This window comes from Streptomyces sp. NPDC041784, from assembly GCF_055591025.1.
The window spans coordinates 129495-154039 of sequence record NZ_JBVJAB010000001.1; the positions used below are offsets into that span (position 1 = coordinate 129495).

The 24545-nt window shown below is 71.0% G+C and carries 19 protein-coding genes; 6 read left to right on the forward strand and 13 right to left on the reverse strand.

Going from position 1 to position 24545, the window contains the following annotated elements:
* The 10 genes from ACZ6D7_RS00615 to ACZ6D7_RS00660 form a co-directional block, all read right to left on the reverse strand.
* Positions 1 to 1662 (reverse strand): YfjI family protein (locus ACZ6D7_RS00615; RefSeq protein WP_469481755.1); only part of this gene is annotated, 1662 nt, incomplete at its 3' end.
* A gap of 313 nt (positions 1663 to 1975) precedes the next feature.
* Positions 1976 to 2845 carry a bifunctional DNA primase/polymerase gene (locus tag ACZ6D7_RS00620; protein ID WP_469481758.1) on the reverse strand — a complete coding sequence of 290 codons (870 nt, stop codon included), beginning with the start codon at positions 2843 to 2845 and terminating at the stop codon, positions 1976 to 1978.
* A complete protein-coding gene (locus ACZ6D7_RS00625) occupies positions 2842 to 3588 on the reverse strand; it encodes a DNA methylase (protein WP_469481761.1) in 747 nt (248 codons plus the stop codon). Before ACZ6D7_RS00625 ends, ACZ6D7_RS00620 begins: the two co-directional genes overlap by 4 nt.
* An 89-nt stretch (positions 3589 to 3677) precedes the next feature.
* On the reverse strand, positions 3678 to 4136 hold the full coding sequence (locus tag ACZ6D7_RS00630) for a hypothetical protein (protein ID WP_469481765.1): 459 nt from the start codon (positions 4134 to 4136) through the stop codon (positions 3678 to 3680).
* 11 nt (positions 4137 to 4147) lie between these two features.
* Entirely contained in the window at positions 4148 to 4615 is a 468-nt protein-coding gene (locus ACZ6D7_RS00635; RefSeq protein WP_469481769.1) for a hypothetical protein, read from the reverse strand.
* 205 nt (positions 4616 to 4820) lie between these two features.
* A complete protein-coding gene (locus ACZ6D7_RS00640; protein ID WP_469481772.1) occupies positions 4821 to 6947 on the reverse strand; it encodes an FtsK/SpoIIIE domain-containing protein in 2127 nt (708 codons plus the stop codon).
* A gap of 104 nt (positions 6948 to 7051) precedes the next feature.
* A complete protein-coding gene (locus ACZ6D7_RS00645; protein ID WP_469481775.1) occupies positions 7052 to 7243 on the reverse strand; it encodes a hypothetical protein in 192 nt (63 codons plus the stop codon).
* 2 nt (positions 7244 to 7245) lie between these two features.
* A complete protein-coding gene (locus ACZ6D7_RS00650) occupies positions 7246 to 7563 on the reverse strand; it encodes a hypothetical protein (protein ID WP_469481778.1) in 318 nt (105 codons plus the stop codon).
* A 2-nt stretch (positions 7564 to 7565) separates the two neighbouring features.
* The gene (locus tag ACZ6D7_RS00655; protein WP_469481781.1) at positions 7566 to 8465 is read right to left on the reverse strand and encodes a DUF2637 domain-containing protein; all 900 of its coding nucleotides are present in this window, start codon (positions 8463 to 8465) and stop codon (positions 7566 to 7568) included.
* Positions 8465 to 8722, reverse strand: coding sequence for a DUF6284 family protein (locus ACZ6D7_RS00660; protein ID WP_469481784.1), 258 nt, complete (start codon positions 8720 to 8722; stop codon positions 8465 to 8467). Before ACZ6D7_RS00660 ends, ACZ6D7_RS00655 begins: the two co-directional genes overlap by 1 nt.
* Positions 8723 to 9222: 500 nt before the next feature.
* Between ACZ6D7_RS00660 and ACZ6D7_RS00665 the strand changes: the two genes are divergently transcribed.
* Together ACZ6D7_RS00665 and ACZ6D7_RS00670 are read left to right on the forward strand one after the other, a co-directional pair.
* The gene (locus ACZ6D7_RS00665) at positions 9223 to 10068 is read left to right on the forward strand and encodes a sigma factor-like helix-turn-helix DNA-binding protein (RefSeq protein WP_469481787.1); all 846 of its coding nucleotides are present in this window, start codon (positions 9223 to 9225) and stop codon (positions 10066 to 10068) included.
* A gap of 2 nt (positions 10069 to 10070) precedes the next feature.
* Positions 10071 to 10877 (forward strand): hypothetical protein, encoded by an 807-nt coding sequence (locus tag ACZ6D7_RS00670; protein WP_469481792.1) that lies wholly within the window; start codon positions 10071 to 10073, stop codon positions 10875 to 10877.
* 394 nt (positions 10878 to 11271) lie between these two features.
* Here the strand turns inward: ACZ6D7_RS00670 and ppdK are convergent, their stop codons facing one another.
* Together ppdK and ACZ6D7_RS00680 are read right to left on the reverse strand one after the other, a co-directional pair.
* Positions 11272 to 14019, reverse strand: coding sequence for a pyruvate, phosphate dikinase (gene ppdK, locus ACZ6D7_RS00675; protein ID WP_469481794.1), 2748 nt, complete (start codon positions 14017 to 14019; stop codon positions 11272 to 11274).
* 444 nt (positions 14020 to 14463) lie between these two features.
* Positions 14464 to 15666: an ROK family protein gene (locus ACZ6D7_RS00680; RefSeq protein ID WP_469481797.1), complete on the reverse strand. Its 1203-nt coding sequence runs from the start codon at positions 15664 to 15666 to the stop codon at positions 14464 to 14466.
* A 123-nt stretch (positions 15667 to 15789) separates the two neighbouring features.
* On the opposite strand from ACZ6D7_RS00680, the gene ACZ6D7_RS00685 reads away from it, so the two are divergent.
* From ACZ6D7_RS00685 to ACZ6D7_RS00695, 3 genes are all read left to right on the forward strand, one after another.
* On the forward strand, positions 15790 to 17373 hold the full coding sequence (locus tag ACZ6D7_RS00685) for an MGH1-like glycoside hydrolase domain-containing protein (RefSeq protein ID WP_469481800.1): 1584 nt from the start codon (positions 15790 to 15792) through the stop codon (positions 17371 to 17373).
* Complete coding sequence (locus ACZ6D7_RS00690; RefSeq protein ID WP_469481803.1) at positions 17370 to 19310, forward strand: amylo-alpha-1,6-glucosidase; 1941 nt, start codon at positions 17370 to 17372, stop codon at positions 19308 to 19310. The genes ACZ6D7_RS00685 and ACZ6D7_RS00690 overlap by 4 nt, the downstream gene beginning before the upstream one ends.
* Before the next feature lie 337 nt (positions 19311 to 19647).
* Positions 19648 to 21669 carry an alkaline phosphatase family protein gene (locus ACZ6D7_RS00695; protein WP_469481806.1) on the forward strand — a complete coding sequence of 674 codons (2022 nt, stop codon included), beginning with the start codon at positions 19648 to 19650 and terminating at the stop codon, positions 21667 to 21669.
* 102 nt (positions 21670 to 21771) lie between these two features.
* Here ACZ6D7_RS00695 and dusB read toward each other — a convergent pair whose 3' ends face one another.
* Positions 21772 to 22950, reverse strand: a complete 1179-nt coding sequence (gene dusB / locus ACZ6D7_RS00700) for a tRNA dihydrouridine synthase DusB (protein WP_469481809.1) — start codon at positions 22948 to 22950, stop codon at positions 21772 to 21774.
* A 132-nt stretch (positions 22951 to 23082) separates the two neighbouring features.
* On the opposite strand from dusB, the gene ACZ6D7_RS00705 reads away from it, so the two are divergent.
* Positions 23083 to 24528 carry an MFS transporter gene (locus tag ACZ6D7_RS00705; RefSeq protein WP_469481813.1) on the forward strand — a complete coding sequence of 482 codons (1446 nt, stop codon included), beginning with the start codon at positions 23083 to 23085 and terminating at the stop codon, positions 24526 to 24528.
* Positions 24529 to 24545: the final 17 nt, after the last annotated feature.

Consider the following 24545-nt stretch of genomic DNA (forward strand, 5'->3'; position numbering starts at 1 on the left):
GCACAGACCCCCCCCCCCCCCCGACTTGGGGGTGGGTTTGGTTTTTTTTTGCTTGGGTGTTTTTTGTTTTCGGGGGCCCCCCCCCCCCCCCCGCCCCCCCCCCCCCCCCCCCCCCCCCCGCAGGGTGGGGTGGGCGAGCAGGCGGGGCGCCGGGGGGCGTCCGCGCTTGCCGGTGCGCTCGGGCTGGTAGGACCTCAGGTATCCGTGGTCTTCCAGCAGCGCGAGGGCGGGTTCGAGATCGGCGACGGTGGGGACCTCGCTGCGGGACAGGACGGTGAACACGTCCCGCCGGCTGACGTCCTCCCATCCGTTGTCCCGGAGGGCTTCCAGCACACTGCGGGCGCGGGACAGGACCGGGTCCGTGCCCATGGCGTCGAACACGGCGAGGGCGTGGGCGGTGTAGTACTCCCCCAGCTCGATCGCCGCGCGCATGGTGGCTTCCGTGACCGGGTGGGCGTAGCCGTTGCCGCCGTGTTCGGCGAGGTGAAGCAGCGCGGCCATGCGGGCGGTTGCTCCGGCGAGTTTTCCGGCCCAGTTGGAGATGTGGCCCAGCTTTCCGCCGCGTGCCTTGAGCTGCGGTTCGATGCGCTTCTGATACGTGATCAGTGCCGCGTCCGCTTCCGGGGTGAGCTGGATGACGGCCGGGTCGGTCCACTCCGCGAGGGACAGGGTGAGGTCGATGACGCGGGCGGTGTAGGTGGCGGCCGTCGTCTCGGGGACGGGGTCGGTGAGGATCTCGCGTTCGCCGACCGTGGACGCCGGGAGGGAGTACAGGAAGCGGGCCAGCAGTCCGCGTCCCTCGAACCCCTTCACCTTGCCGATGTCTCTCAGAACGTCCGGCTGCACGGCGAGGCCGATGGTCAGGGCGGGGGCGTCGATGTACTCGCGGCGGGTCTGCCGGTTGACCCTCAGCCGGTCCCCGGCGTGCCCCTTCAGGAAGACTTCCATGTTGGGGGCGCCGGAGTAGCGGCCGGCGATGATGTCGAAGATGCCGCCCTCCGCGCTCATCACGGACAGCCGTCCGCCCTGCTCCGCCATGAGCGAGGTGACCGTCTCGGGTGTCGAGTCGTCCGCCAGTAGCACCGGTTCGGCGGGGACGGTGAGGGTGTCGGCGGTCTGCGCGAGACCGACCGCCGTGGCCACCATCTCCTGCCGCTTGTCCGTCTCGGCGGACGCAGCCTTGGCAGCCGCCTTGTCCGCCGCTTCCTTGGCCAACCGCGCCGTCAGCTCCGCCTCAACGATGACCGGCTGCATCGCGGCCTTGAGCTGCTTCTCGGCCTCATACAGTGGATTGGTGAGCAGGGCGAAGACGGCGGACTTGCGGTTGGCGGGCGGGAGCGCCACCACGGTGTAGAGGTTGGTGGGCTCACGCCAGTTGCCGCGCACGTGGACCACGGACCGGCCGCCGGCCGCCGTGGCGAGCACGGCGAGGGCGACCGACCCAGCGAGGTCCACCGGAGTCTGCGTCTCCTCCGCGACGGCCGCCACGAACTCCCCCAGCCAGGAGGGGAAGACGTGGGCGGGGAACGTCGGGCGATCGCGCCTGCCGGTGAGGGGAATGGGCTCTTCCCACACATCCGGCATTGCGTCGTCGTCACCGTGCGGTTCCTCCAGGGTGGGCAGTCCGGCCCACAGGTCGTTGTCCACAGGCTGTGTGGTCATGCTGCTGCCCTCCCTTCGGCGATGGTGTGGGGGCAGATGCCAACGCGGACGCGGGCGGTCAGCCTGATGACGGCGGCGCGGCCCCGGGCGCGTTCGTGGTGCCCGCACGCGCACAGCCAGTCCGCGACCGGCACTCCCTCGCACCGGACTTGGAGCCCCGGAGTGATGCCGGTGACGGTGACCGTCTGCGGGTCAGAACCAACGGCAGAAAGGACGCCCTTGCGGGCGGCGACCTTCGGTTCGCCCACGGTGGGCCGTGGCGGGCCCTGTACGGCGCCCTGAGGCCTGTTTGCGGGGTTTCGCATTGCTTTGTTCATGCCGCCCGCCCTGAGGGCGCCTGAAGGCCGTTGGTGACCGCGCGGCGGGCGTAGGGCTCGGGGACGCCCACGGAGACGGCGGCGGCCACGATCTCCTCGCCGAGGGCGTCGAGGGCGCAGGGGCCGGGGCAGGTGGTGTGCTGGGCGGCGAGGAACCGGGCGGCGCCGAACGCCTGCGATCCGGCGCCGGATTCGGTCCGGGCCCGCACGAGGGCGACGCCCCGGGCGAGTCCGGTGCGGATGAAGCGCTCGGTGTGCTGGCACCCGGTGGCCGCGTGGCGGTCCCACGGGGTGCTGGAGGAAGACGCCACTCCTGCGCGGGCGGGGGTGGTGTCTTCCTTCACGACCAGCGCGCAGACGGCCGCCGGGAGTTCGAGCATGAGGCCGGTGCCGGGACCGAGCCAGCGGGCGTAGGCCATGGACGACTTGACGTCGACTCCGGGGCGCACGTGGTTCGCGGAGCGCATCGCGCCCCGGTAGATCCAGTGCTCGCCCCTGGTCGTGGGCACGGTCCGGGTAGCCGGGAGGCTGGCACGGGCCCAGGTGACGGCCGCAGCGTCGTCCAGGTCGACCACGGTCAGCCCGGCACCGCCGGGGTGATAAGCCACGGCGGCGGCCCGGCGCCACGCGGACGCCCACAGTGGGGAGGCGATGGTGTCCGCGTCGGTGGTGGCGGCGGCCCACGCGTGGCAGACGTCGGGGCACCGGCAGGGGCCCGCAGTCTTCATGTTCGGCCGTCCGCCGCATGCGTTGGCGGTGCAGGTGGGGCAGTTGCCGAACGGGACCTTCCCGGCCCGCAACGGCAGCACGGGCACTCCGCGCGCGGCCAGGGTGAGCGCGGTGTCCAGCAGGGTCGGGGCGCTCATGCGACCACCCCCAGCGCGGGGGCGAGGGTGGCGAGGAACGCGCGGCCGATCCACTCGGTGTAGGCGGGCGGGAGGGCCTCGCGCAGCCTGAGGTGGTCGGTGGACCAGTCGATGCCCTTGGCGTCGCGGATCTCGGCGACGGTGGCCTTTCCTCCGCCGGCGCCGTAGGCGGCGACGTACGGGCCGTCCCGGTACTCGCCGTGGCGCCATCCGCGCACGTAGCCCCGGTGGCGGGGGTGGGCCGGCTGCGCGGTCGTCCATCCGCCGAGTTCGAAGTAGCGGTGCATGAGCACGGCGAGGCCGAACTGTTCCCCGCACAGCCGGATGTCCTTGCGGACCTCGGACCCGGGCACGTTCTCGATGACGTAGGGCCGCCCGGTGGCCTCCAGCGCGGCCCGGGTGGGGGCGATGAGCCGAGGGTAGGTCCGGCCGATCGCCGCGTTGCGGGCGGCGTTCGTGCCCTTGGTCGGAGCACCCTCGCCCTGGCACGGCGGGGACGCGTGGATGAAGTCGAACTCGTGTCCGTGGGCGCGGATGAACTCGACGGCGTCGCCCTGGTGGAAGGCGTCGCCCCGGTAGTCCGGCTGCGCCTGGATGTCGACGCCGGTGATGTGGCAGTGCTTGAAGGCGCGCCGGTAGCCCTCGGTGCCTCCCCCGATGCACGAGTAGGCGTCCAGCACTCGGATGGGCTCGGACAGGGCGAGTAAGGCCAGGGCTCGCCGAATGGTGGTGGGTTGCGTCATGCTGGATGACCTCCAACAGGTCAGTTGCTGGCTGGTTGGCAAGGGCGGCCCCGGTTCTTGGCGGAATGGGGGGGCCGCCCTTGGCGTAGCTACCGGTGGGCGGTGTGGGCGTACTGCTGGCGGACGTAGGCGCGCGGGTCGCAGATGACGCCGGGCTGGTCGATGTCGAGCAGGGCGACGGCTGCCGCGTAGGCGGTCTGGGTGTTGTCGCCGGTTGTGTCGGGCTCGTTCAGGAGCGCGATGCGGTCCAGCAGAGCGGCCTTGCGCAGGTAGAACTCGCGTCCCAGCTCGGTGAAGCACGGGGTGGCGGCGAGGGTGTCGGCGGTCCAGCAGATCTCGTCAGCGATGCCGGGGGCGTTCGCGTAAGCCTGCTCGGGGGTCGGCCAGGCCTGCGGGGCGGGGCGGTGGTCGGCGGTGAGGTAGAGGCGGGTGCGCTCACCGTCGCGGGTCGGGTGCCGGCGCACCGTGCCGGTGGTGAAGGCGGCGGCGAGTGCGGTGGTGACGCGGTCGGTGTCGATGGGGTCGCAGATGATCCGGATCTCGAACACGAAGGCTCCTGTCAGCCGTAGAACTTGTTGCGCTTGATGACGGCCTTGCGGATGTTGACCGTGGTTCCGCCGCTGTGTCGGTTGCTGCTGAAGATCTGCGCGGCGATCCATCCGCCGAAGATGACGGCGGCGAGGGTGATGAGCTGGGTGACCAGCGCGGCCAGCGCGGTGATGAACGTGGTCAGCAGGAGCAGTCCGCCGCAGGCGGCGAGGAACCCGACGCCTCCGAGGGCGACGTTCACCGCCGTGCGGGAGACGGCCGGCCGGGTGGCGACCGGTTCGGGCTGCGCGGGGCTGACGGCGTAGCCGGTGACGACGCGGCCGTCCGGCAGGACGACGCTCGCGACCGTCGGCACCGTGCCGGGCTGCACCGGCACGAGCGGCGCCGCGTACGGGGCCACGGTGGGGGTGATGGGGGTGGGCTGGTGGACCTCGGCCGCCCGTATGGCGGGCGGGTTGGGGGCGGGTTCGGGGTACATGCGGAATCCCTTCCGGTGCTCGGTGGGGGAGGCAGACACACCCCCTGCCGGGGGCGCTGTGGAGGGGGTTTCGGGGGTGCTGACCTGCGGGCCTCCCCGCCTCCCCGAAACGGTGTTTTCGCTGATCGCCACGGGGGAGGCAGGGGTGGGGAGGCGGTTGGGGAGTTCTCCCCGCCTCCCCGGGCCGGGAGGGCGTGCCTCCCCGCTACTTCGAGGCGGAAGCGGAACCATCGGCGTTGCGTTCGGCGAGCGCGCGGGCGACGTCGTCGCGGCGGATCATCATGCGGCCGTGCGACTTGTACGCCTCCACTCCGTCGCCCTCCAGGACGCGGGCGAGGTCGCCGAACGACCAGTCGTTGTAGGCGCCGGGGTCCAGCGCGGCGAGCCGCTTGATGACGTCCTGGGTGAGCGATCGCTTCTCGTCGCCGAGGACGGCGAGGATGTCGGCGAGCGGGTCACGCTTGTCGCCCCGCTCCACGGCGCGCAGGGTGGCGACGCCCTCGCCGCGCAGGGCCTTGGCGCGGTCGGCGATGACGGTGGCGGGGTCGTCGTCGATGAAGTGCGTGCGCACCGTGATGAACGACTGTCCCTGGGGCATGTCGATGCCGTCGGAGGCGACGACCAGGGTTCCCTTGTCCAGGCCCTGGCGCAGCATGTGCGGGGCGGCCCCGTCCTCGACCGCCTTGTCGCCCAGCGCCATCTTGGACTGTGACTCGCTGCCCAGCACGAGGGAGGCGCGGGTGTGGGCGCCCTCGCGCACGAGCTTGGGGAGGTTCTGGTCGGTGGGGTCCTGGGTGCCCTGCCACATCAGGACGTCGACCGCCCGCCCCTGGTTGTGGATCTCCCGGACGGCCATGAAGTACCGGGACGTTGCCTTGGACCCTCCGTAGGGGACCCGCTTCTCGTCCACGGCCGGGCACATGAACACCTTCTGCGCTTCGTCCACCAGCACGATCAGCGGCGGGAAGACGGCCGTCGGGTCGTCACGCCGCACCTGGATGCGACGGTTCATCTCCGCGACCGCGTCCTCGACCATCTCGGTCGCCTGGATCACGTGGTTGTCCGAGGGGCCCTCGATCAGTACCTGGGCGATGCCGTCGAACATGCGCCAGTCGCCGACGCCCTTGAGGTCGGCGAGCCAGAACTGCACCTGCTTGTCGAGCGCGAGCCACAGGGCGAGGGAGCGCAGGGAGGCGGTCTTGCCCTGGTTGGAGCGGCCGGTGATGAGCAGGTGCCGCTGGTACACGCTCAGCTCAGCAGCGTCGCCACGCAGATCCTGCCCCCACGGGGCCTTGCCCGTCTTATAGTTGGCGGTCATGGTCTCGTCGGTGACCAGCGGGGACGGGCCGATCGGCTCGTCCAGCGCCCCCGAGTCGGCGATCCACAGCCTCACCGTGCGGGCCGCCTCGGGGATCGTGATGAACACCTCGTGCTCGTGCCGGGTGAGGTTCTCGGCGAGCTTCCTGCGGCGCTGCTGCACCTCGTTGGTCGCCACCCCGGACGGGAGCGTGACGTCGACTTCCACGCCGCACCCGGCGATCCGGATGGGGCCCAGCATGGACGCGCCGGCGTCACCCATCTCCTTGATGGCGGTGCGCAGGGCGGGCACCCCCAGGTCGCGCAGGGCCTTGACCACGATCGACGGCGTGATCGGCTCACCCTCACCCGACCGGACGTTCGCGGGAAGAGCCCACTGCGGCGCGGCTTGCTGCTTGCTGCCGACGGCCCACAGCGCGAGCAGGGCCAGGAACGGGCCCAGCGTGACGGCCGGACCCCACACCACCTGAACGATGGTGATCAGCAGGTTGATGAACTCCACCACCGCCATCAGGGGCGTGACGACGTCCGTGACGTCCTTGGTGGCGGTGGCCATGACGATCCCGAGGGCGACCAGCGCCCCTATGCCGGTCCCGGTGCCGACCGCCAGCCCCTTGGCCGCGTCGAGCGGCGAGTGGAGCAGGTCCATGCGGCGGCGGTGCCGGGCGTCGCGGTAGCGCTGACCCCGCTCCTCCCACTCCGCAGCGGCCTCCATGTTCCCCGCGGCTTCCGCCGTGCGCATGTAGCGCTCGTAGCGGGCGGCGGTGCGGCCGTCCCATGCCCGCCGGCCCACGATCCGGGCGCCACCGACCACGTACAGGCCGTGGCGGGCGACGGCGCGGACGGTCGTCTTGGTGTTCTCGTGCGTGACGGCGTGCTTGACGGCGCGGCCATAGCGGACCCACAGCGGGACGGGCGCCAGCGGGGCCGGGTCGGGGACCACGGTCAGCGTGGTCACGGCGGACGGTCCGGCGGGGGTGGTGTCTTTGTGCAGGTGAACAACGTTCTCGGACATGCGGAAGTCTCCTCAGCACCCCACGGCGGGGGCGGGTAAGGGCCTGCGGGAAGGAAGAGCGGGGGCCGGGACGGCGGGCGCCGCCGTCCCGGCGGGGCTGGGTGTCAGCCGGTCTTCTGGATCTCGTGGCTGTGGCAGAGCACGGGGCCGATCAGCAGGCCGATGCCGTTGACCGTCCACCGGCCGTTCGTGAGCGGGCCGGGCGGGACCTCGTCGACGATCCGGCCGGTGCGGCCGACGGCGCGGGGGTTGTCGTCGCAGGCCACGATCGTGACCCTGTCGCCAGCCTGGAACATGGTCACCACCACCCCTGCGACTTCTTGACGGCCTTGGCAGCGGCGGCCTCGCTCACCAGCCGCTGCCGCTCGGTCTGCATGGCGGCGATCTCCGTGGTCAGCCGGACCTGCACGGCGCTCCACGCCGACTCCAGCGTCCGCTCGGCGCGGGCGGTGCTCTTGCCGCGCATGACCCGGTACGAGCCGCCGGCCAGCGCGCCGAGGACGGCGCGGCGCTCGGCACTGTTGAGCGGCCACATCTCCTGGTTGCGGACCGCTTCCAGCTTGCGGATCGCCAACTGGATCTCACGGTCCAGACGGCGGGTGTCGGGCTTGCCCATGGTCAGTGACTCCCTTGGGTACCGGTGTCGGCGCCACGCTCGGCGAGGAGGGTGTCGCGCAGCATCCGGGCGTTGGCGGGTGAGGTGTGCACCTGACGGCGGATCCCCTCGGCGGTGATCTGCGCGTCCGTCCAGCCGGCCGTGGCCGACCGCGTCTCGGCGAGCAACTGATCCGGGGTGCGCTTCGGTCGGCTCGATCGGGCGACCTGCGGCACCCGGCCCGTCGCCCGACGCGGCCGGGTCGACTCCGCCGGGACCGACCGCGCGACGGGGGCCACGACCGGCGCCGGGATCGCACGTGCGGGCTTGAGCGGCAGAGTCGACTTGCCCAGGTCGACCGCGACCGGATCCGGCACCCTCAGCCGGGTCAACGTGACCGTGGGCGCCGGGGCCGATTCGAGCAGGTCAGCCGTAGACCGATTCCTGTTGGTCTCGGTGGATTCCTCCGCATTCGTGTCTGCGGGAGGAATCGGGGCGGGGCGGTGGTGCAGCACCTTCGCGACCAGATCGGAGCCGAAGTAGATCGACCCGACCGGAAGCGACGTCGCCAGCAGGACCAGCGCCCAGTTCGCCGGATCCCACTGCGCCAACCGGCCCCAGTCGACCGTGCGGCCGTGCAGTGCGGGAACGAGTCCGTGCACGTAGTTCAGGACCAGCGAGGCGATGGTGTAGGTGCCCAGCACCCGCAGCGCGAACTTGCGGTCGTTGTCGGCCAGGACGAGCGTGGCGACCAGCGCCAGCGCCATCAGTCCGTCGACCACGAACGGGTAGAGGGTGGCAGCGGTCGAGTCCGCGCCGATCGCGCCGGCGATATCCCGCAGCGCGTTCCACGAGACGCGGAACGCCATACCGACCACACCGACCAGCGCGGCCACCAACAGGATCTTTCCGGAGCGGCCCATCACGCCACCTCGCCCGAACCGGCACGGTTGGCCAGGTCGCGGCGGGCGTCCAGCATCCGGTTGCGGGCCCGGCGGATCCGGCGGGTGTCGATCTCGTTCGCGGGGCGGTCCATGGCCTTGATCTGCGCGTCGAGCAGGTCGACCTCCGCCAGGATCAGCGGGGACTCCAGCTCGATCGCGTCCAGCTCCGCGAGCGTCGGCTCACGGTCGAACTCGTCGGCGGTAACAACCACCTGAACAGCACCGATGTGCTTCATGGGTCGTGGTTCCTCTCACAGGACGGAACGGCCCAACAGCGGTCCCCGGGGTGCCACCCGGGGACCGCGCGCCGTTGAAGGGGAAGCCGCGTGCGACACGCGGCGCGACCGCAGAACGGTCGGAGTGCCCCGGGCGGGATTCGATCCCGCGCCCTCACGGCGGGATGCCGGGGCTGAGGTAGTGCAGTGGTGCAGGTGTCTCCTTCGGGAGCGCGCTCCCGTTTGTAGGCATATGGAGACGTTGGCCTTTCGGCCTAGCCATCCGGTTGCAAAGGAATCCCGGTGGACCTCGGCCCGCTCTGTCCCGGGCCCCTTGAGGCTGCAAGCAGCCCCCGTTGTCGCGCATTCGTGCAGGTCAAGCAGCCGTGACAGCATCCCCTCGACTTGCTTAGGGGGGGTTGCCGTCTCGCTTGATAGGTACGGTAGGCAAACCGAAGGCTGCGCGCAACCCCCTCTCGCGATAGAGTCTGATAGCCCCCCTAGGCGATGTTGGGAGAGACGTGCAGAACGACATGGAGACGGTCTCTGGGATCACGGACCCCGTTGACCGCGCCAAAGCCGCAATCGACCTGATGGCGCGGTATCAGAGCCACGTGAATGAGCTGTCCCGCGTCCGCCGGGAAGCGATCGAAGAGGCACAGGCATCGGGGATGACCCAAGCCGAGATTGCGAAGCGGCTCGGGGTCAGTCGGGGGCGCGTGGGTCAGCTCGCGTCGTCCGGGCCCCCGCCAGAGCGCGCCTTCTTCGGCACAGACCTGGTCACGGTGTCACTCGGAGGCAAGTACGAAGCAGGGAAGGGGCCCGACCAGCACCCCAGCGAGGTAGTCACCCGGGAAGACCTCAACAACTTCGAACACCTTCGAAAGCTGTTGGGCGGCATGAAGCTGGACACTCAGTACGAGGTGATTCCGCCGACCGGAATCGTCAACCTCAACCGGGAAAACCACGTCGTCATCTGCGGCCCCCGGCTGTCCCCGATCGTGGCTCAGGTACTCGAAGGTGACGACAACCTTCGTTTTGCCAAAGACCATGCGTGGCACCTGGTCGACCAGGTCGCCGGGACGGAGTACCGGTCACCGCAGGATGAGGACGGATCGGCCGGCGACGTCGGTTATCTGGGACGTCTCCCCCGCCTCGATGGGAAGGGGACGTTCCTCTACATCGCTGGTATCCACGCCATCGGAGCGAACGGAGTCGTTCACTTCCTGGAAAACAACCTGGCAGAGCTTTACCGCGAAGTCCGCACGCGCCGGTTCTCCACCCTGATTTCGTGCCGTTATGACCCGAAGACGCTCGAAGTGCTGGAGAGTCGACGCGTCACCCCGCTGTACCGACACGAAGGCTGAGCATGCGCGTCGCGATCGACACCCAACCCGGTGGAGCAGCTCCCAACGAAGATTGGGCGGCCGGCACACCGACTCTCGCCGTTGTGCTGGACGGACTCAGCACGGCGGGCCTGGACACCGGATGCCGCCACGGCGTGCCCTGGTACGTGGCGCATCTCGGCGGTCAGCTAGTCGCCGGACTGGCAGACCCGGGCACCTCGCTGACAACCGGTTTGGCGGGTGCCCTCGAACGGGTGGCGGCGCTGCATCCTGAATGCGATCTCGGCAACCCCGGAACGCCATCGGCCACGGTGGCGATCCTCCGGGAGCGACAGGGTTTGCTTGAGTACCTGGTCTTGGCGGACTCGCCCGTCGTGCTCGAGGGGGCCCGGGGCTTCACGGTGCTCACTGATCTTCGAGTGGACGATGTCCTTCCCGAGCTACGGGCGGAAGTCGAGCAGTACGAGACCCATACGGCGGAGCATCGGGCAGCGCTTCGCCGGCTCGTCACCGCACAGCGACAGACCCGGAACACGCCCACCGGATATTGGGTCGCTGCTTCCAACGCAGAAGCGGCGGCACACGCCGTCGTCGGCAGCACCCCCACCGAGGACGTACGCGCCGCCGCCGTTCTCTCCGACGGTGTATCGCGCCTGGTCACCGAGTACGGCATGGCCACCTGGTCCGAAGTCTTCACGACGCTTCGCGGCGGTGGGCCACAAGAGCTGATCGCCACCGTCCGAAAGGTCGAAGCCACCGACCCGACCGGGCGACGGTGGCCGCGCTACAAGTCCGGCGACGACGCTTCTGTTGTCTTCTGCCAGTGGTGAGCGGCACTGGTCAGTGAGGCCCCCCGTTGTCCTGGTCTTTGTCCAGTGCGCCGACGGCCGCCACCGTTCACCGCAGTACGCGCACCGCCTTCTGGAAGGTGCCGAGTCCCGGCGGGGTCTGTGGTGACGGGACCTGGCCGCTCCTGGAGGGCACAACGAGGGCACAACGGCGTCACGCAGGTTCAACGGCAACCAACGCAAGCAAACGGCATTTTGCCTGGTCAGCGCCACGGCTTGACAGTCGCCGCAGTTGATGCACGAGAGGGCGACACCCCCGCACAGGGTGTCGCCCTCCTCTTGCGTGCCGGAGCCGTCGTCGATCGGTGAGGGTCGGGGACCGGCGGCGGCTCCGGGGTCATGGGGGATCAGGCGGGATCCCCGTTCGGGGTGAGGCTCAGCGGTGGTCGCTCCCCGTGGACTGGGTCGCCGCGCGGCCCGCCTCCAGGCGGGCCACCGGGATGCGGAAGGGGGAGCAGGAGACGTAGTCCAGACCCACCTCGTGGAAGAAGTGGACCGACTCCGGGTCGCCGCCGTGTTCGCCGCAGACGCCGAGCTTCAGGTCGGGGCGGGTGCGGCGGCCGGCCTCCGCGGCGGACTTCACCAGGGAGCCGACGCCGTCCTTGTCGATCGTCTCGAAGGGGGAGACCCCGAAGATGCCCTTCTCCAGGTAGGCGGTGAAGAAGGACGCCTCGACGTCGTCCCGGCTGAAGCCCCACACCGTCTGGGTGAGGTCGTTCGTGCCGAACGAGAAGAACTCCGCCGCCTCGGCGATCTGACCGGCGGTCAGCGCGGCCCGCGGCAGTTCGATCATCGTGCCGATCGACAGCTTGAGCGCCACGCCCGTCGCCGCCTCGACCTCCGCGATGACCTCGTCCGCCTCCTCGCGCACGATCTCCAGCTCCTGGACCGTGCCGACGAGCGGGATCATGATCTCCGCGCGCGGGTCGCCCTTGGCGTTCTTGCGTTCCGCCGCCGCCTCCGCGATCGCGCGGACCTGCATCGTGAAGAGACCGGGGATGACCAGGCCCAGGCGTACGCCGCGCAGGCCCAGCATCGGGTTCGCCTCGTGCAGGCGGTGGACCGCCTGGAGCAGGCGCAGGTCGTTCTCGTTGGAGTCCTTGCGGGCCTCCGCCAGCGCCACCCGGACCGACAGCTCGGTGATGTCGGGGAGGAACTCGTGCAGCGGCGGGTCCAGCAGGCGGACCGTCACCGGGAGGCCGTCCATCGCCTCGAAGAGTTCGACGAAGTCCTTCTTCTGGAGCGGAAGGAGCTGCTTGAGGGACTCCTCGCGCTCCTCGTCCGTGTCCGCGAGGATCAGGCGTTCCACCAGCTCACGCCGGTCGCCGAGGAACATGTGCTCCGTGCGGCACAGGCCGATGCCCTGCGCGCCGAAGCGGCGCGCGCGCAGCGCGTCCTCGGCGTTGTCGGCGTTGGCACGGACCCGCAGCCGGCGCTTGCGGTCCGCGAACGCCATGATGCGGTGGACGGCCTCCACCAGCTCGTCGGCGTCGTCCGCGCCCGCGTGCATCCGGCCCTCGAAGTACTCCACGACCGGGGACGGGACGACCGGGACCTCGCCGAGGTACACCTTGCCGGACGAGCCGTCGATCGAGATGACGTCGCCCTCCTCCACCACGTGGCCGCCCGGCACCGTCATCCGGCGGCGCTTCGTGTCGACCTCCAGTTCCTCGGCGCCGCAGACACAGGTCTTGCCCATGCCGCGCGCCACCACGGCCGCGTGGGAGGTCTTGCCGCCGCGGGACGTGAGGATGCCCTCCGCCGCGATCATGCCGTCCAGGTCGTCGGGGTTCGTCTCGCGGCGGACCAGGATGACCTTCTCGCCGGAGCGGGACCACTTCACGGCGGTGTACGAGTCGAAGACCGCCTTGCCCACGGCCGCACCCGGCGACGCCGCGATACCGCGCCCCACCTGCTGCGTCTTCGCTTCCTCGTCGAAGCGGGGGAACATCAGCTGGGCCAGCTGGGCGCCGGTGACGCGCTGGAGCGCCTCCGTCTCGTCGATCAGACCCTGGTCGACCAGCTGGGTGGCGATGCGGAAGGCCGCGCCTGCGGTCCGCTTGCCCACGCGCGTCTGGAGCATCCACAGCTGACCGCGCTCGATCGTGAACTCGATGTCGCAGAGGTCCTTGTAGTGGTTCTCCAGCGACTCCATGATCTGCATCAGCTGGTCGTACGACTTCTTGTCGATCGTCTCCAGCTCGGCCAGCGGGACGGTGTTGCGGATGCCCGCGACCACGTCCTCGCCCTGGGCGTTCTGGAGGTAGTCGCCGTACACGCCCTGGTGGCCGGAGGCCGGGTCGCGGGTGAAGGCGACACCGGTGCCGGAGTCCGGGCCCAGGTTGCCGAAGACCATCGAGCAGACGTTGACCGCCGTGCCCAGGTCGCCGGGGATCCGCTCCTGGCGGCGGTAGAGCTTGGCGCGGTCGCCGTTCCAGGACTCGAAGACCGCCTTGATGGCGAGGTCCATCTGCTCGCGCGGGTCCTGCGGGAAGTCCCGGCCGGCCTCGGTCTTGACGATCTTCTTGAAGCGGGTGACCAGCTTCTTGAGGTCGGCGGCCTCCAGCTCGGTGTCGACGGTGACCTTCTTCGCGGCCTTCGCCGAGTCCAGCGCGTCCTCGAACAGCTCGCCGTCGACGCCGAGGACGGTCTTGCCGAACATCTGGATGAGGCGGCGGTAGGAGTCCCACGCGAAGCGGTCGTCGCCGGCCTGGGCGGCCAGGCCCTGGACCGACTTGTCGGAGAGGCCGATGTTCAGGACCGTGTCCATCATGCCGGGCATGGAGAACTTCGCGCCGGAGCGGACGGAGACGAGCAGCGGGTCGTCGGCCTGGCCGAGCTTCTTGCCCATCCGCTCCTCGAGGGCGACGAGGTGCGCACTCACCTCGTCACGCAGTGCCGCCGGCTCCTCGCCGCTGTCGAGGTAGACCTTGCAGGCCTCGGTGGTGATCGTGAAGCCCGGAGGGACGGGAAGGCCCAGGTTGGTCATCTCGGCGAGGTTCGCGCCCTTGCCGCCGAGGAGGTCCTTGAGGTCCTTGTTGCCCTCGGTGAAGTCGTAAACGAACTTCACGCCCTCAACGCTCGTGGCCGGCTCGGCTACCTGGAGATCTTTGTTTTCCGACACGGGTCTCGACTCCTCGAGGACGCGGTGGCTGCCCTGACGGCCAGGAACATACCCAGATCGAAGGCGCCTGGGTACGTCCACTTGTGCGTCATACGCCTGTAACCAGTCGTCCGCCACCGGATCGAAAGTCAAGGCTTGGCAAGCTCAGGGCCGTCGATGCTTTCACTTCTTGAACGCAGACCTCCTCCCGAACCCCTGAAAGTGCTCACATGAGCGAAGTGCGAGCACATCTGATTTCGATCGATGAACGATCAAGGGGTGGCACTCAGTGCCACCCCTTGATGTTGTGCAGTCGTTCTTGATTCGCTCATCTGAGCACAACCCCCCTCAGGGGTGGCGAGAATCACGCTTCGGCCGGGGGCCCGATGTCACCATGCGGACGGGTCTCAAGACGGGTCACGGCACGTCTCTCGGGACGAAACGCGCTCGTGACACGAGGGTCCCTCAGACCCCCAGAGCCAGCAACCGCGCCTCCACCCGCTCGGGCGCGTAGAGGTGCTCCACGACCATCGCACCCGCTCCCACCAGCCCGGCCCGCTCCCCCAGCCGTGAGGTCACCACGTCCAGATGGGCCGTGGAGCGCGGCAGCGCCCGCTGGTAGAGCAGCTCGCGCACCCCGGTGAGGAACGGAGTCCCGGCCAGATCCCCGGCGATCATCAGCACCCCGGGGTTGAGCAGCGTCACCACCGTCGCCAGCACGTCCCCGACCAGGCGGCCGGCCTCCCGGGCCAGCGCGGCCGCCTCCGGATGCCCCGAGGCGAGCAGGTCCCGTACGTCCGAGCCGGAGGCCGCCCGCACCCCGGCCTCGGCCAGTTTCCGGGCCACCGCGCCGCCGCTGGCCACGGCCGCGAGACAGCCGTACGACCCGCAGCGGCACAGTGACTCCGCGCCCTCGGGGACCCGGATGTGCCCGATGTCCCCGGCGCCGCCGTCGACGCCCCGGAAGATCGAGCCGTCGACCACGACTCCGGCGCCGATGCCGGTGGAGACCTTGACCAGCACGAACGCCGTGCAGTCGGGGTGTGCGGTGCGCTGTTCGCCGTACGCCATCAGGTTGGCGTCGTTGTCCACCAGGACCGGCAACGCCGGCGCCCCGGTGCGCTCGGTGAAGGCCCTCGCGAGCCGGCCCCTTATGTCGTAGCCGTCCCAGCCCGGCATGATCGGCGGCTGGACGACCCGGCCGGTCTCGCTGTCGACCGGGCCGGGGACGGCGAGGCCTATGCCGCAGACCTCGTCGGCGCGGTGGCCGGCCTTCTCCAGCAGCTCGGCGCACCAGCCGCCCAGCTCGCCGAGCACGGCGTCCGGGCCGTCCTCGACGACCAGCGTGCCGGAGTGCTCGGCGAGGATCTCGCCGGTCAGCGACAGGACGGCCGCCCGGGCGTGCCGGGTGTCCAGGTCGGCGGCCAGGACGACCGCGTGCGCGTCGTCGAACTCCAGGGTGATGGACGGACGGCCGCCCAGCGGGGAGTCGACCGGGCCGCCCGCGCCTTCGCGCAGCCAGCCCGCGCGGAAGAGACGGTCCAGGCGCTGGCCGACGGTCGCCCGGGACAGGCCGGTGGCCTGCTGGAGGGCACCGCGGGTCGTCGCCCGTCCCGTGCGTACCAGTTCGAGCAGATCTCCGGCGCTGGCCTGACTCCGCCCCGTCATGCGCACCCCCTTGTGTTTCTCAAGCTTGCATTACATATTGAGTTTTGCGTGTTAAATAGACGTAACCCTACGGTAGCCGCTGCCGAACCGAGCGGCACTGTCGTCGTCTTCGGGGAGCCCCGAGTGGATCGCACCGCCCAGCTCGTCGCCCGCCCGGCGGAGTACGCCGTTGCATACGATCCGGCGGCTCCGCCGGGTTCGCCGGATACTTCGGATACGTTGCTTTCGTCTGGTTCACCGGCTTCGCCGGGGTCACTGCACCTCAGGGCCCCGGGAGCCACCGACCGCAGGGCGCTGCGCCGCGGGGCGGTGGACGTGCTGGAGCGCAACTGGACGGGCACGTCGACGGTGCCCTCGCGCGGCCTGTACCCGCACCAGTGGTCCTGGGACTCCGCGTTCATCGCGATCGGCCTGCGGCACGTCTCGCCGCGCCGGGCGCAGACGGAGCTGGAGACGCTGCTGGACGCCCAGTGGGGCGACGGGCGTGTCCCGCACATCGTCTTCAACCCCTCCGTGCCGCTCGACGCGTACTTCCCGAGCCCCGACTTCTGGCGCTCCTCGACCGCGGGGCGCGCTGCGGGCGCCCCGCGCACCGTACAGACCTCCGGCATCGTGCAGCCACCGGTGCACGCGCTGGCGGCCTGGCTGGTGCACCGCGCCGACCCGGGGCTGTCCCGGGCGCGCGGTTTCCTCGCCCGGGTCTACCCCCGGCTGGCCGCCTGGCACCGCTATCTGCTGCACCGGCGGGACCTGGGCGGCGGCGGGCTGGTGTCCGTCGTCCACCCGTGGGAGCAGGGGATGGACAACGCGCCCTCGTGGGACGCGCCGCTCGCGCGGGTCACCCCGGCCGCCGCCCGCTCCTTCCGGCGCGCCGACCTCGACCACGGGGCCGCCGAGGACCGGCCGACGGACCTGGACTACGGGCGGTACGTACGGCTGGCGACCGACTACCGGGACGGTGACTACCGAGACGGTGACTACCGAGACGGTGACTACCGGAACGGTGACTACCGGGACGGTGACTACCGGGACGGGGTCTCGGCCGAGGGGGGTGGGGGAAGGCGCGCGGGCGGGTTCGCCGTCGAGGACCCCTCCTTCAACGCGCTGCTCATCGCCTCCGAGCACGCCCTCGCACGGATCGCGCACGAGCTGGGGGCGCAGGCCACGGCCCGCCACGCGCGCGCGGAGCGGCTGACGTCCGCGTTGGTGGACCGGCTGTGGGACCCGGACGAGGGCATGTTCTTCTGCCGGGACGTACGCGGCGGCGGGCTGATCCGGGAGCGCGGGGTCTCCGGGCTCGTTCCGCTGATCCTGCCCGGCCTGCCGCGCGAGGTGGTCGCCGCCGTCGTACGGACCCTGCGCGGCCCGCACTTCGGGGTCGGTACGACCACCCGGCTCGTCCCCAGTTACGACCTGCTCGGCGAGGCCTTCGACCCGCACCGCTACTGGCGCGGGCCGGCCTGGTTCAACACCAGCTGGCTGATCGAGCGGGGCCTGCGGCTGCACGGCCTGCGCACCGACGCGGACGCGCTGCGCGAGGCCGTCCTCGACACCGCGCTCACCTCGGACTTCGCCGAGTACGTCGACCCGTACAACGGCGAGGCCTGCGGCACGACCGGCTTCGGCTGGACCGCCGCGCTCACGCTCGACCTGCTCCACCACGACACCGCTACGGGCACGGCCACCAAGGGAGGGGACCGGGCATGACGGACCGGCATCATCTGCTCGTGTACGGCGGGACGTTCGCCGCCGTGGGCGACCGCGGGGACATCAGCGGCGTACGGGGCCCCGGCTCCTCTCCGGAGGGGCTGTTCGTCCGGGACGCCCGCCACCTCAGCCGCTGGCAGCTGACGATCGACGGCGCGGTACCGGAGACGCTCGCGCCGGTCGCGGACGGGGACACCGCACGGTGCGTGCTCGTCCCGCGCGGCGGGCGCAACGAGCCGCCGGCCTGCACGGTCTTCCGTGAGCAGGCCGTCGGCGACAGCTCGTTCGTGGAGTCGCTGCGGGTGGTAGGCAACCGCCCGGTGGCGACGACGGTCCGGCTCGCGGTCACCGTCGACGCCGACTTCAGCGACCAGTTCGAACTGCGCGCCGACCACCGTACGTACGCGAAGACGGGCGCCGTCCGCGGCCGTCAGGTGCTCGACGACGGTGTGGAGTTCACCTACCGGCGCGGTGAGTGGAAGTCCTGTACGACGGTGACGGCCGAGCCCGCCCCGGACGCCGTCGAGGAGACCGGTACCGGCGCCCGGCGCCTGGTCTGGAAGCTGGAGCTGGAGCCGCACGGCTCCGCCGAACTCGTCCTGCGCGTGATGGCCCGGCCGCACGGGGAGAAGCGGGCGCTGCGGGTGCCACGCTCCCCTTCGGCCTTGGCCGAAAAGCTACTTGCGCGGGAGGGCGAGTTTGTGGAAGGAGTGGCTTTTCCTACGGAATGGCCCGAACTGGCGTCCGCGTGTGTTCGAGGGCTCTCCGATCTGGCCGCGCTCCAGGTCCACGCGACCGGTCCGGACGGCGAGGAAGTCCGCGTCCCGGCCGCCGGAGCGCCCTGGTTCCTGACCCTGCTCGGCCGCGACGCGCTCCTCACCTCTCTGTTCGCCCTCCCCTACCGCCCCCGGCTCGCCGCCGCCACGCTCGCGGCGCTCGCCGCGACCCAGGCCACGGAAACCGGGCCGAAAGCGGTGTCGCAACCCGGCAAGATCGTCCACGAGGTGCGGCACGGGGAGCTGGCCCACTTCGGGCAGGTGCCGTTCGGGCGCTACTACGGCTCGGTGGACGCGACGCCGCTCTTCCTGGTCCTGCTCGGCGCGTACGTCGAGCGCACCGGCGACACGGGGACGGCCCGCCGGCTGGAGCGCAACGCCCGCGCGGCCATCGGCTGGATGCTCGACCACGGCGGACTCACCTCGCGCGGCTACCTCGTCTACCGCGCCGACCAGGGCGGCCTCGCCAACCAGAACTGGAAGGACTCCCCCGGCGCCATCTGCTCCGCGGACGGCACCCGCGCCACGGGGGCGGTCACGGCGGCGGGGGCCCAGGGGTACGCGTACGACGCGCTGCGCCGCACGGCGTGGCTGTCGCGCACGGCGTGGGACGACGAGACGTACGCCGCGCTCCTGGAACAGGCGGCCGCCGATCTGCGAGACCGTTTCCAGCGGGACTTCTGGATGCGGGAACACTCCTTCCCCGCGCTCGCGCTGGACGGCGAGGGCCGCCAGGTCGACGCGCTGGCCTCCGACGCCGGGCACCTGCTGTGGTCGGGGCTCCTGGACAAGGAGTACGGCGAGGTCGTCGGCCGGCGTCTCGTCGAACCGGACTTCTTCTCCGGCTGGGGCGTGCGCACGCTGGCCTCCGGGCAGCCGGCGTACCACCCGCTGTCGTACCACCGGGGTTCGGTCTGGCCGCACGACAACGCGCTGATCACGCTCGGGCTCGCCCGCTACGGCCTGCACGACGAGGCCCGCACGGTCGCCCACGCCCTGGTCGACGCGGCGACGGCCACCGGTCATCGCCTGCCCGAGGTGCTCGCCGGCTACGGCCGCGACACCCACGCGGAGCCGGTGCCCTACCCGCACGCCTGCGTACGGGAGTCCCGGGCGGCCGCGGCCCCGTTGGCGCTGCTCACGGCGGTCGGGGGTGCGTGACGGCACGCCGGGTGTGACACCGGGCGGGACGCATGGCCTGACGTCTGGCGTGCTGCTTGGCGTGACGTTTGCGCGGTGTTTGCCGAGCACTGGACCAGGGGGCTGAACGCGGGCCGGGGGCAGGCCGTACGAAACTGAGGCGGATCCGACGTCCGATGCCGGATCCGCCGAACCACCGGGCTTCGTACGGAAGGACCCTCGGGTGCCTGTCTCCACTCGCTCTCACCAACTGCCTGAATCACCAGAACCCGATGGCGACACCGTGCACTCCGAGAACACCGAGGAAGAGGAATCGGCGGGGGTGGCCGGGGGTGCGGCCGTGGCTGGGGAGGCGGCCGTGGCTGGGGAGGCGGAGGGTTCCCTGGGCGCGGGGGACGTCGCGGAGGCGGTGAAGGACGTAGAAGCGGTGAAGGACGTAGAAACCGGTCCCGAAGCGCCCGCCATTGATTCAACCGCCGAAGAGCCGGCCGCCGGCGCCGGAACGCCCGCGGCGGAAGCCGGAATCGAGGCCGACACCGAGAAGCCCGAGGCCGACACCCCCGGAGCAGCCGCCCAAGAGCCGGACGCCGGCACCCCCGAAGCAGCCACCGAAAGCCCCGCCCCCGACACCGCCGTCGCCGTCGCCGTCACCGTCACCGAAGCAGAGGACACTCCCGCCTCCTCCCCCACCCCCCACGGCTTCCGTGCCCGGCTCGCGCGGCGGCGGGGCTGGCGGGTGCGGCATCCCCGGACCGCTCGGGTGGTGTGGTGGACGGTGACCGTGTTGTCGCTGGTGCTGGTGATCGGGGCGTTGCTGCTGCCGAATCGGATGGCCGCGCTTCAGATGAACCGGTTCGTACGGATCCCGGGCGAGGCGATCATCGGCGCGGCCGTGCTGCTGGCGCTGCCGCGCCGGCCGCGGGTGGCGCTGGCGGCGCTCGGCGGGACGGTGCTCGGCGCGCTGACCGTGCTGAATCTGCTCGACATCGGTTTCCTGGAGTATCTGGGCCGCGACTTCAACCTCGTCCTGGACTGGGGCCTCCTGGACGACGCCCAGTCGTACGTCGCCGACTCCATGGGCACCACGGTCGCGGCCGTCGCGGCGATCGGCGTCGTCCTGCTGGTCGTCCTCGTCATGGCCCTGATGGCGCTGGCGGCGGTCCGGCTGAGCAACATCCTGGCGCGCGACCCCCGGCGGGCGACCCGGGGCACGCTGATCGCCGGCACCGCGTGGATCACCTGCTCCGTCCTCGGTCTCCAGTACGCGGGGCTCCCGATCGCCTCCGACCGTGTGGCGAACCGGCTCACCTCCGAGGCCCGCCAGGTACGGGAGACGCTGCGGGACGAGGCCGCGTTCGCGAAGATCGCCCGTACCGACACCTTCGGCAACACCCCGCCCGACCAGCTCGTGCCGGACCTGCGCGGCAAGGACGTGATCTTCACCTTCATCGAGAGCTACGGCCGCAGCGCCGTCGAGGACCCGATCATGTCGCCCGGCGTCGACGCGACCCTGGAGACCCGCACGGCGGCGCTGGCGAAGGCCGGCTTCCACGCCAGGAGCGGCTGGCTGACCTCGGCGACCTACGGCGGCAGCAGCTGGCTCGGGCACTCCACCACCTTGTCCGGACTGTGGGTGGACAACCAGCAGCGCTACCGCACCGTCATGGCCAGCGACCACCTGTCCCTCACCAAGGCGTTCCAGAAGACGGGCGCCTGGGACACGGTGGGGGTCATGCCGGGCGTGCAGAAGGCCTGGCCGGAGGCCGAGTTCTACGGCCTCGACAAGGTCTACAACGCTTTCCAGATGGGTTACCAGGGACCGAAGTTCAGCTGGTCGACCATGCCGGACCAGTACGCGCTGGAGGCGTTCCAGAAGCTGGAGCACGGCAAGAAGCGCGACAAGCCGCTGATGTCGGAGATCATCCTGACCTCCAGCCACCAGCCGTGGGCGCCCGTCCCGACGATGGTCGGCTGGGACGAGGTCGGCGACGGCTCGGTCTTCAAGGGCATCCAGGAGGCCGGCGAGAAGGCGTCCGACGTCATCGCCGACTCCACCAAGTCCCGTGAGGAGTACGGCAAGTCGATCGAGTACTCGGTGACCGCGCTCACCGAGTGGCTGGAGCGCTACGGCAGCGACGACACGGTCCTGGTCTTCCTCGGCGACCACCAGCCGATCGCCCGGGTCAGCGGCGACCAGGCCAGCCGGGACGTACCGATCTCGATCGTCGCCAAGGACCCGAAGGTCCTCGACAAGATCGCCGACTGGAACTGGACGGACGGCCTGAAGCCCGCCCACGATGCCCCGGTGTGGAAGATGAGCGCGTTCCGGGACCGCTTCCTGACGGCGTACGGCTCGACCCCGAACCCGTCCAACGGCTGATCCCCGCAGAGTCCAACGACTGATCCCCACAGAGGAGTTCAGGCGCGAGGGAGTTCAGGCGCGAGGGAGTTCAGGCGCGGAGGAGGCCGGCCACGGGGGGGGTCAGCCGCCGGAGGTGTCCAGCTCCGCGTCCTCGCCCACGCCCGCGCAGTCGTAGGGGTCCTTCAGCCAGCCGTCCGGCAGCACCACCCGGTTGTTGCCGGACGTCCGGCCGCGGGGCCCGTCGGCACCGGCGGGCCAGGCCTGGTCGAGGTCCAACTCGTCGAGCCCGGACCGGAGTTCCTCCAGCGACGAGGTGATCGCGAGGCGCTTGCGCATCTCCGAGCCGACCGCGAAGCCCTTCAGGTACCAGGCGACATGCTTGCGGAAGTCGACGACTCCCTTGCTCTCGTCGCCGATCCACTCGCCGAGCAGCGTGGCGTGCCGGACCATGATGTCGGCGACCTCACGGAGCGAGGGCCGCGCACCGTGCCCATCAGTGCCTCCGGCAGGGGCCTGGTCACGCCCCTCGAAGGCCGCCACCAGGTCCGCGAACAGCCACGGCCGCCCCAGGCAGCCGCGTCCGACCACCACGCCGTCGCAACCGGTTTCCCGCACCATCCGCAGCGCGTCCTCGGCGGACCAGATGTCGCCGTTGCCGAGCACGGGGATCTCCGGGACGTGCTCCTTCAGCCGGGCGATCGCGTCCCAGTCCGCCGTGCCGCCGTAGTGCTGGGCGGCCGTGCGCCCGTGGAGCGCGATGGCCGTGACGCCCTCCTCGACGGCGATCCGGCCGGCGTCGAGGTAGGTGATGTGGTCGTCGTCGATGCCCTTGCGCATCTTCATGGTCACCGGGAGGTCGCCGGCGCCCGACACCGCTTCCCGGAGGATCGCCCGCAGCAGGTTCCGCTTGTAGGGCAGGGCCGAGCCGCCGCCCTTGCGCGTCACCTTCGGGACCGGGCAGCCGAAGTTCAGGTCGATGTGGTCGGCAAGGTCCTCCTCCGCGATCATGCGGACGGCCTTGCCGACCGTCGCGGGGTCGACGCCGTACAGCTGGATCGAGCGCGGCCTCTCGGTGGCGTCGAAGTGGATCAGCTGCATGGTCTTCTCGTTGCGCTCGACCAGCGCCCGAGTGGTGATCATCTCGCTCACGAACAGGCCCTTGCCGCCACTGAACTCCCGGCACAGGGTGCGGAAGGGCGCGTTGGTGATACCGGCCATGGGGGCCAGTACGACGGGCGGCTGGACGGTGTGCGGGCCGATCCGAAGGGTCGAGGTCCTCGCGGGCGCGGTCGTGGGCATTGCCCCATTGTCGCGCATCGGGGGACGGGCCCGGCCGCCCCGCCCTCCGAGGCACCTGCCGACCCCGCCCGCCATGATCATGTAATAACCATTAGTTAGCCGCACTATCGAAAGCGTCGTACGATGACGCTCATGCCCGACCTCAGCCCTCGCCGACGTCTGCTGGTCCTCGCGATCTGCTGTATGAGCCTGCTGATCGTGAGCCTCGACAACACCGTCCTCAACGTCGCCCTGCCCTCGATGGAGCGCGACCTGGACGCCACCACCGCCGGGCTCCAGTGGACGATCGACGCCTACACCCTGGTGCTGGCCGCGCTGCTGATGCTGGCCGGCTCCACGGCCGACCGGATCGGGCGCCGGAAGGTCTTCATGGCGGGCCTGGTCGTGTTCTCGGTCGGCTCCCTGCTGTGCTCGCTGGCACCGAACCTGGAGCTGCTGATCGCGGCCCGGATGGTGCAGGCGGTCGGCGGTTCCATGCTGAACCCGGTCGCCATGTCGATCATCACCAACACCTTCACCGACCCGCGCGAGCGCGCCCGGGCGATCGGTGCGTGGGGCGCGGTCGTCGGCATCTCGATGGCCGCGGGCCCGCTGGTGGGCGGACTGCTGGTGGAGTCGGTGGGCTGGCGCTCGATCTTCTGGCTCAACCTCCCGGTCGGCCTCGCGGCCCTCCTGCTCACCCTCCGCTTCGTCCCCGAGTCCCGCGCCCCCAAGGCCCGCCGCCCGGACCCGGTCGGACAGCTGCTGGTCATCGTGCTCTTCGGCTCCCTGACGTACGCGATCATCGAGGCGCCGGAGAACGGGATCGCCATCAGCGGGCCCTTCGCGGTGCTGGCCCTGGCCGCGCTGATCGGACTGCTCCGCTACGAGCCGCGCCGCGCCGAACCCCTCATCGACCTGCGGTTCTTCCGCTCGGCCCCGTTCAGCGGGGCGACAGTGGTCGCGGTCGGCGCGTTCGCCGGGCTGGGCGGCTTCCTGTTCCTGTCCACGCTGTACCTCCAGAACGTACGGGGACTGGACGCGCTGCACGCCGGCCTGTGGATGCTGCCGATGGCCGTACCGACGTTCCTGTGCGCGCCGCTGTCCGGACGGCTGGTCGGGACCCGGGGGCCGCGGCTGCCGCTGATCGTCGCGGGGGTCGCGATGACGGCGAGCGCGCTGCTCTTCGCCGCCTTCGACGCGGAGACGTCGAACGTCACCCTGTTCGTCGGGTACGTGCTGTTCGGCGTGGGCTTCGGCTTCGTGAACGCGCCGATCACGAACACGGCGGTGTCCGGGATGCCCCGCAGCCAGGCGGGCGTGGCGGCGGCGGTCGCCTCCACCAGCCGGCAGCTGGGTCAGACCCTCGGCGTCGCGGTGGTCGGCGCGGTGCTGGCGGCGGGCGTGAGCGCCTCGGCGTACCGGGAGACGTTCGTCTCCGCCGCCGTCCCCGGCTGGTGGATCCTCACCGGCTGCGGCCTGCTGGTCCTCGTCCTCGGCGTGCTGACCACCGGCCCCTGGGCCCGCCGGACGGCCGAACGGACCGCGCGGCGCCTGGAGGCGAACGACGTCCGCGAGGCGGCGGGCATCGGCGCCTGACCCTCCGGCGCCCGTGT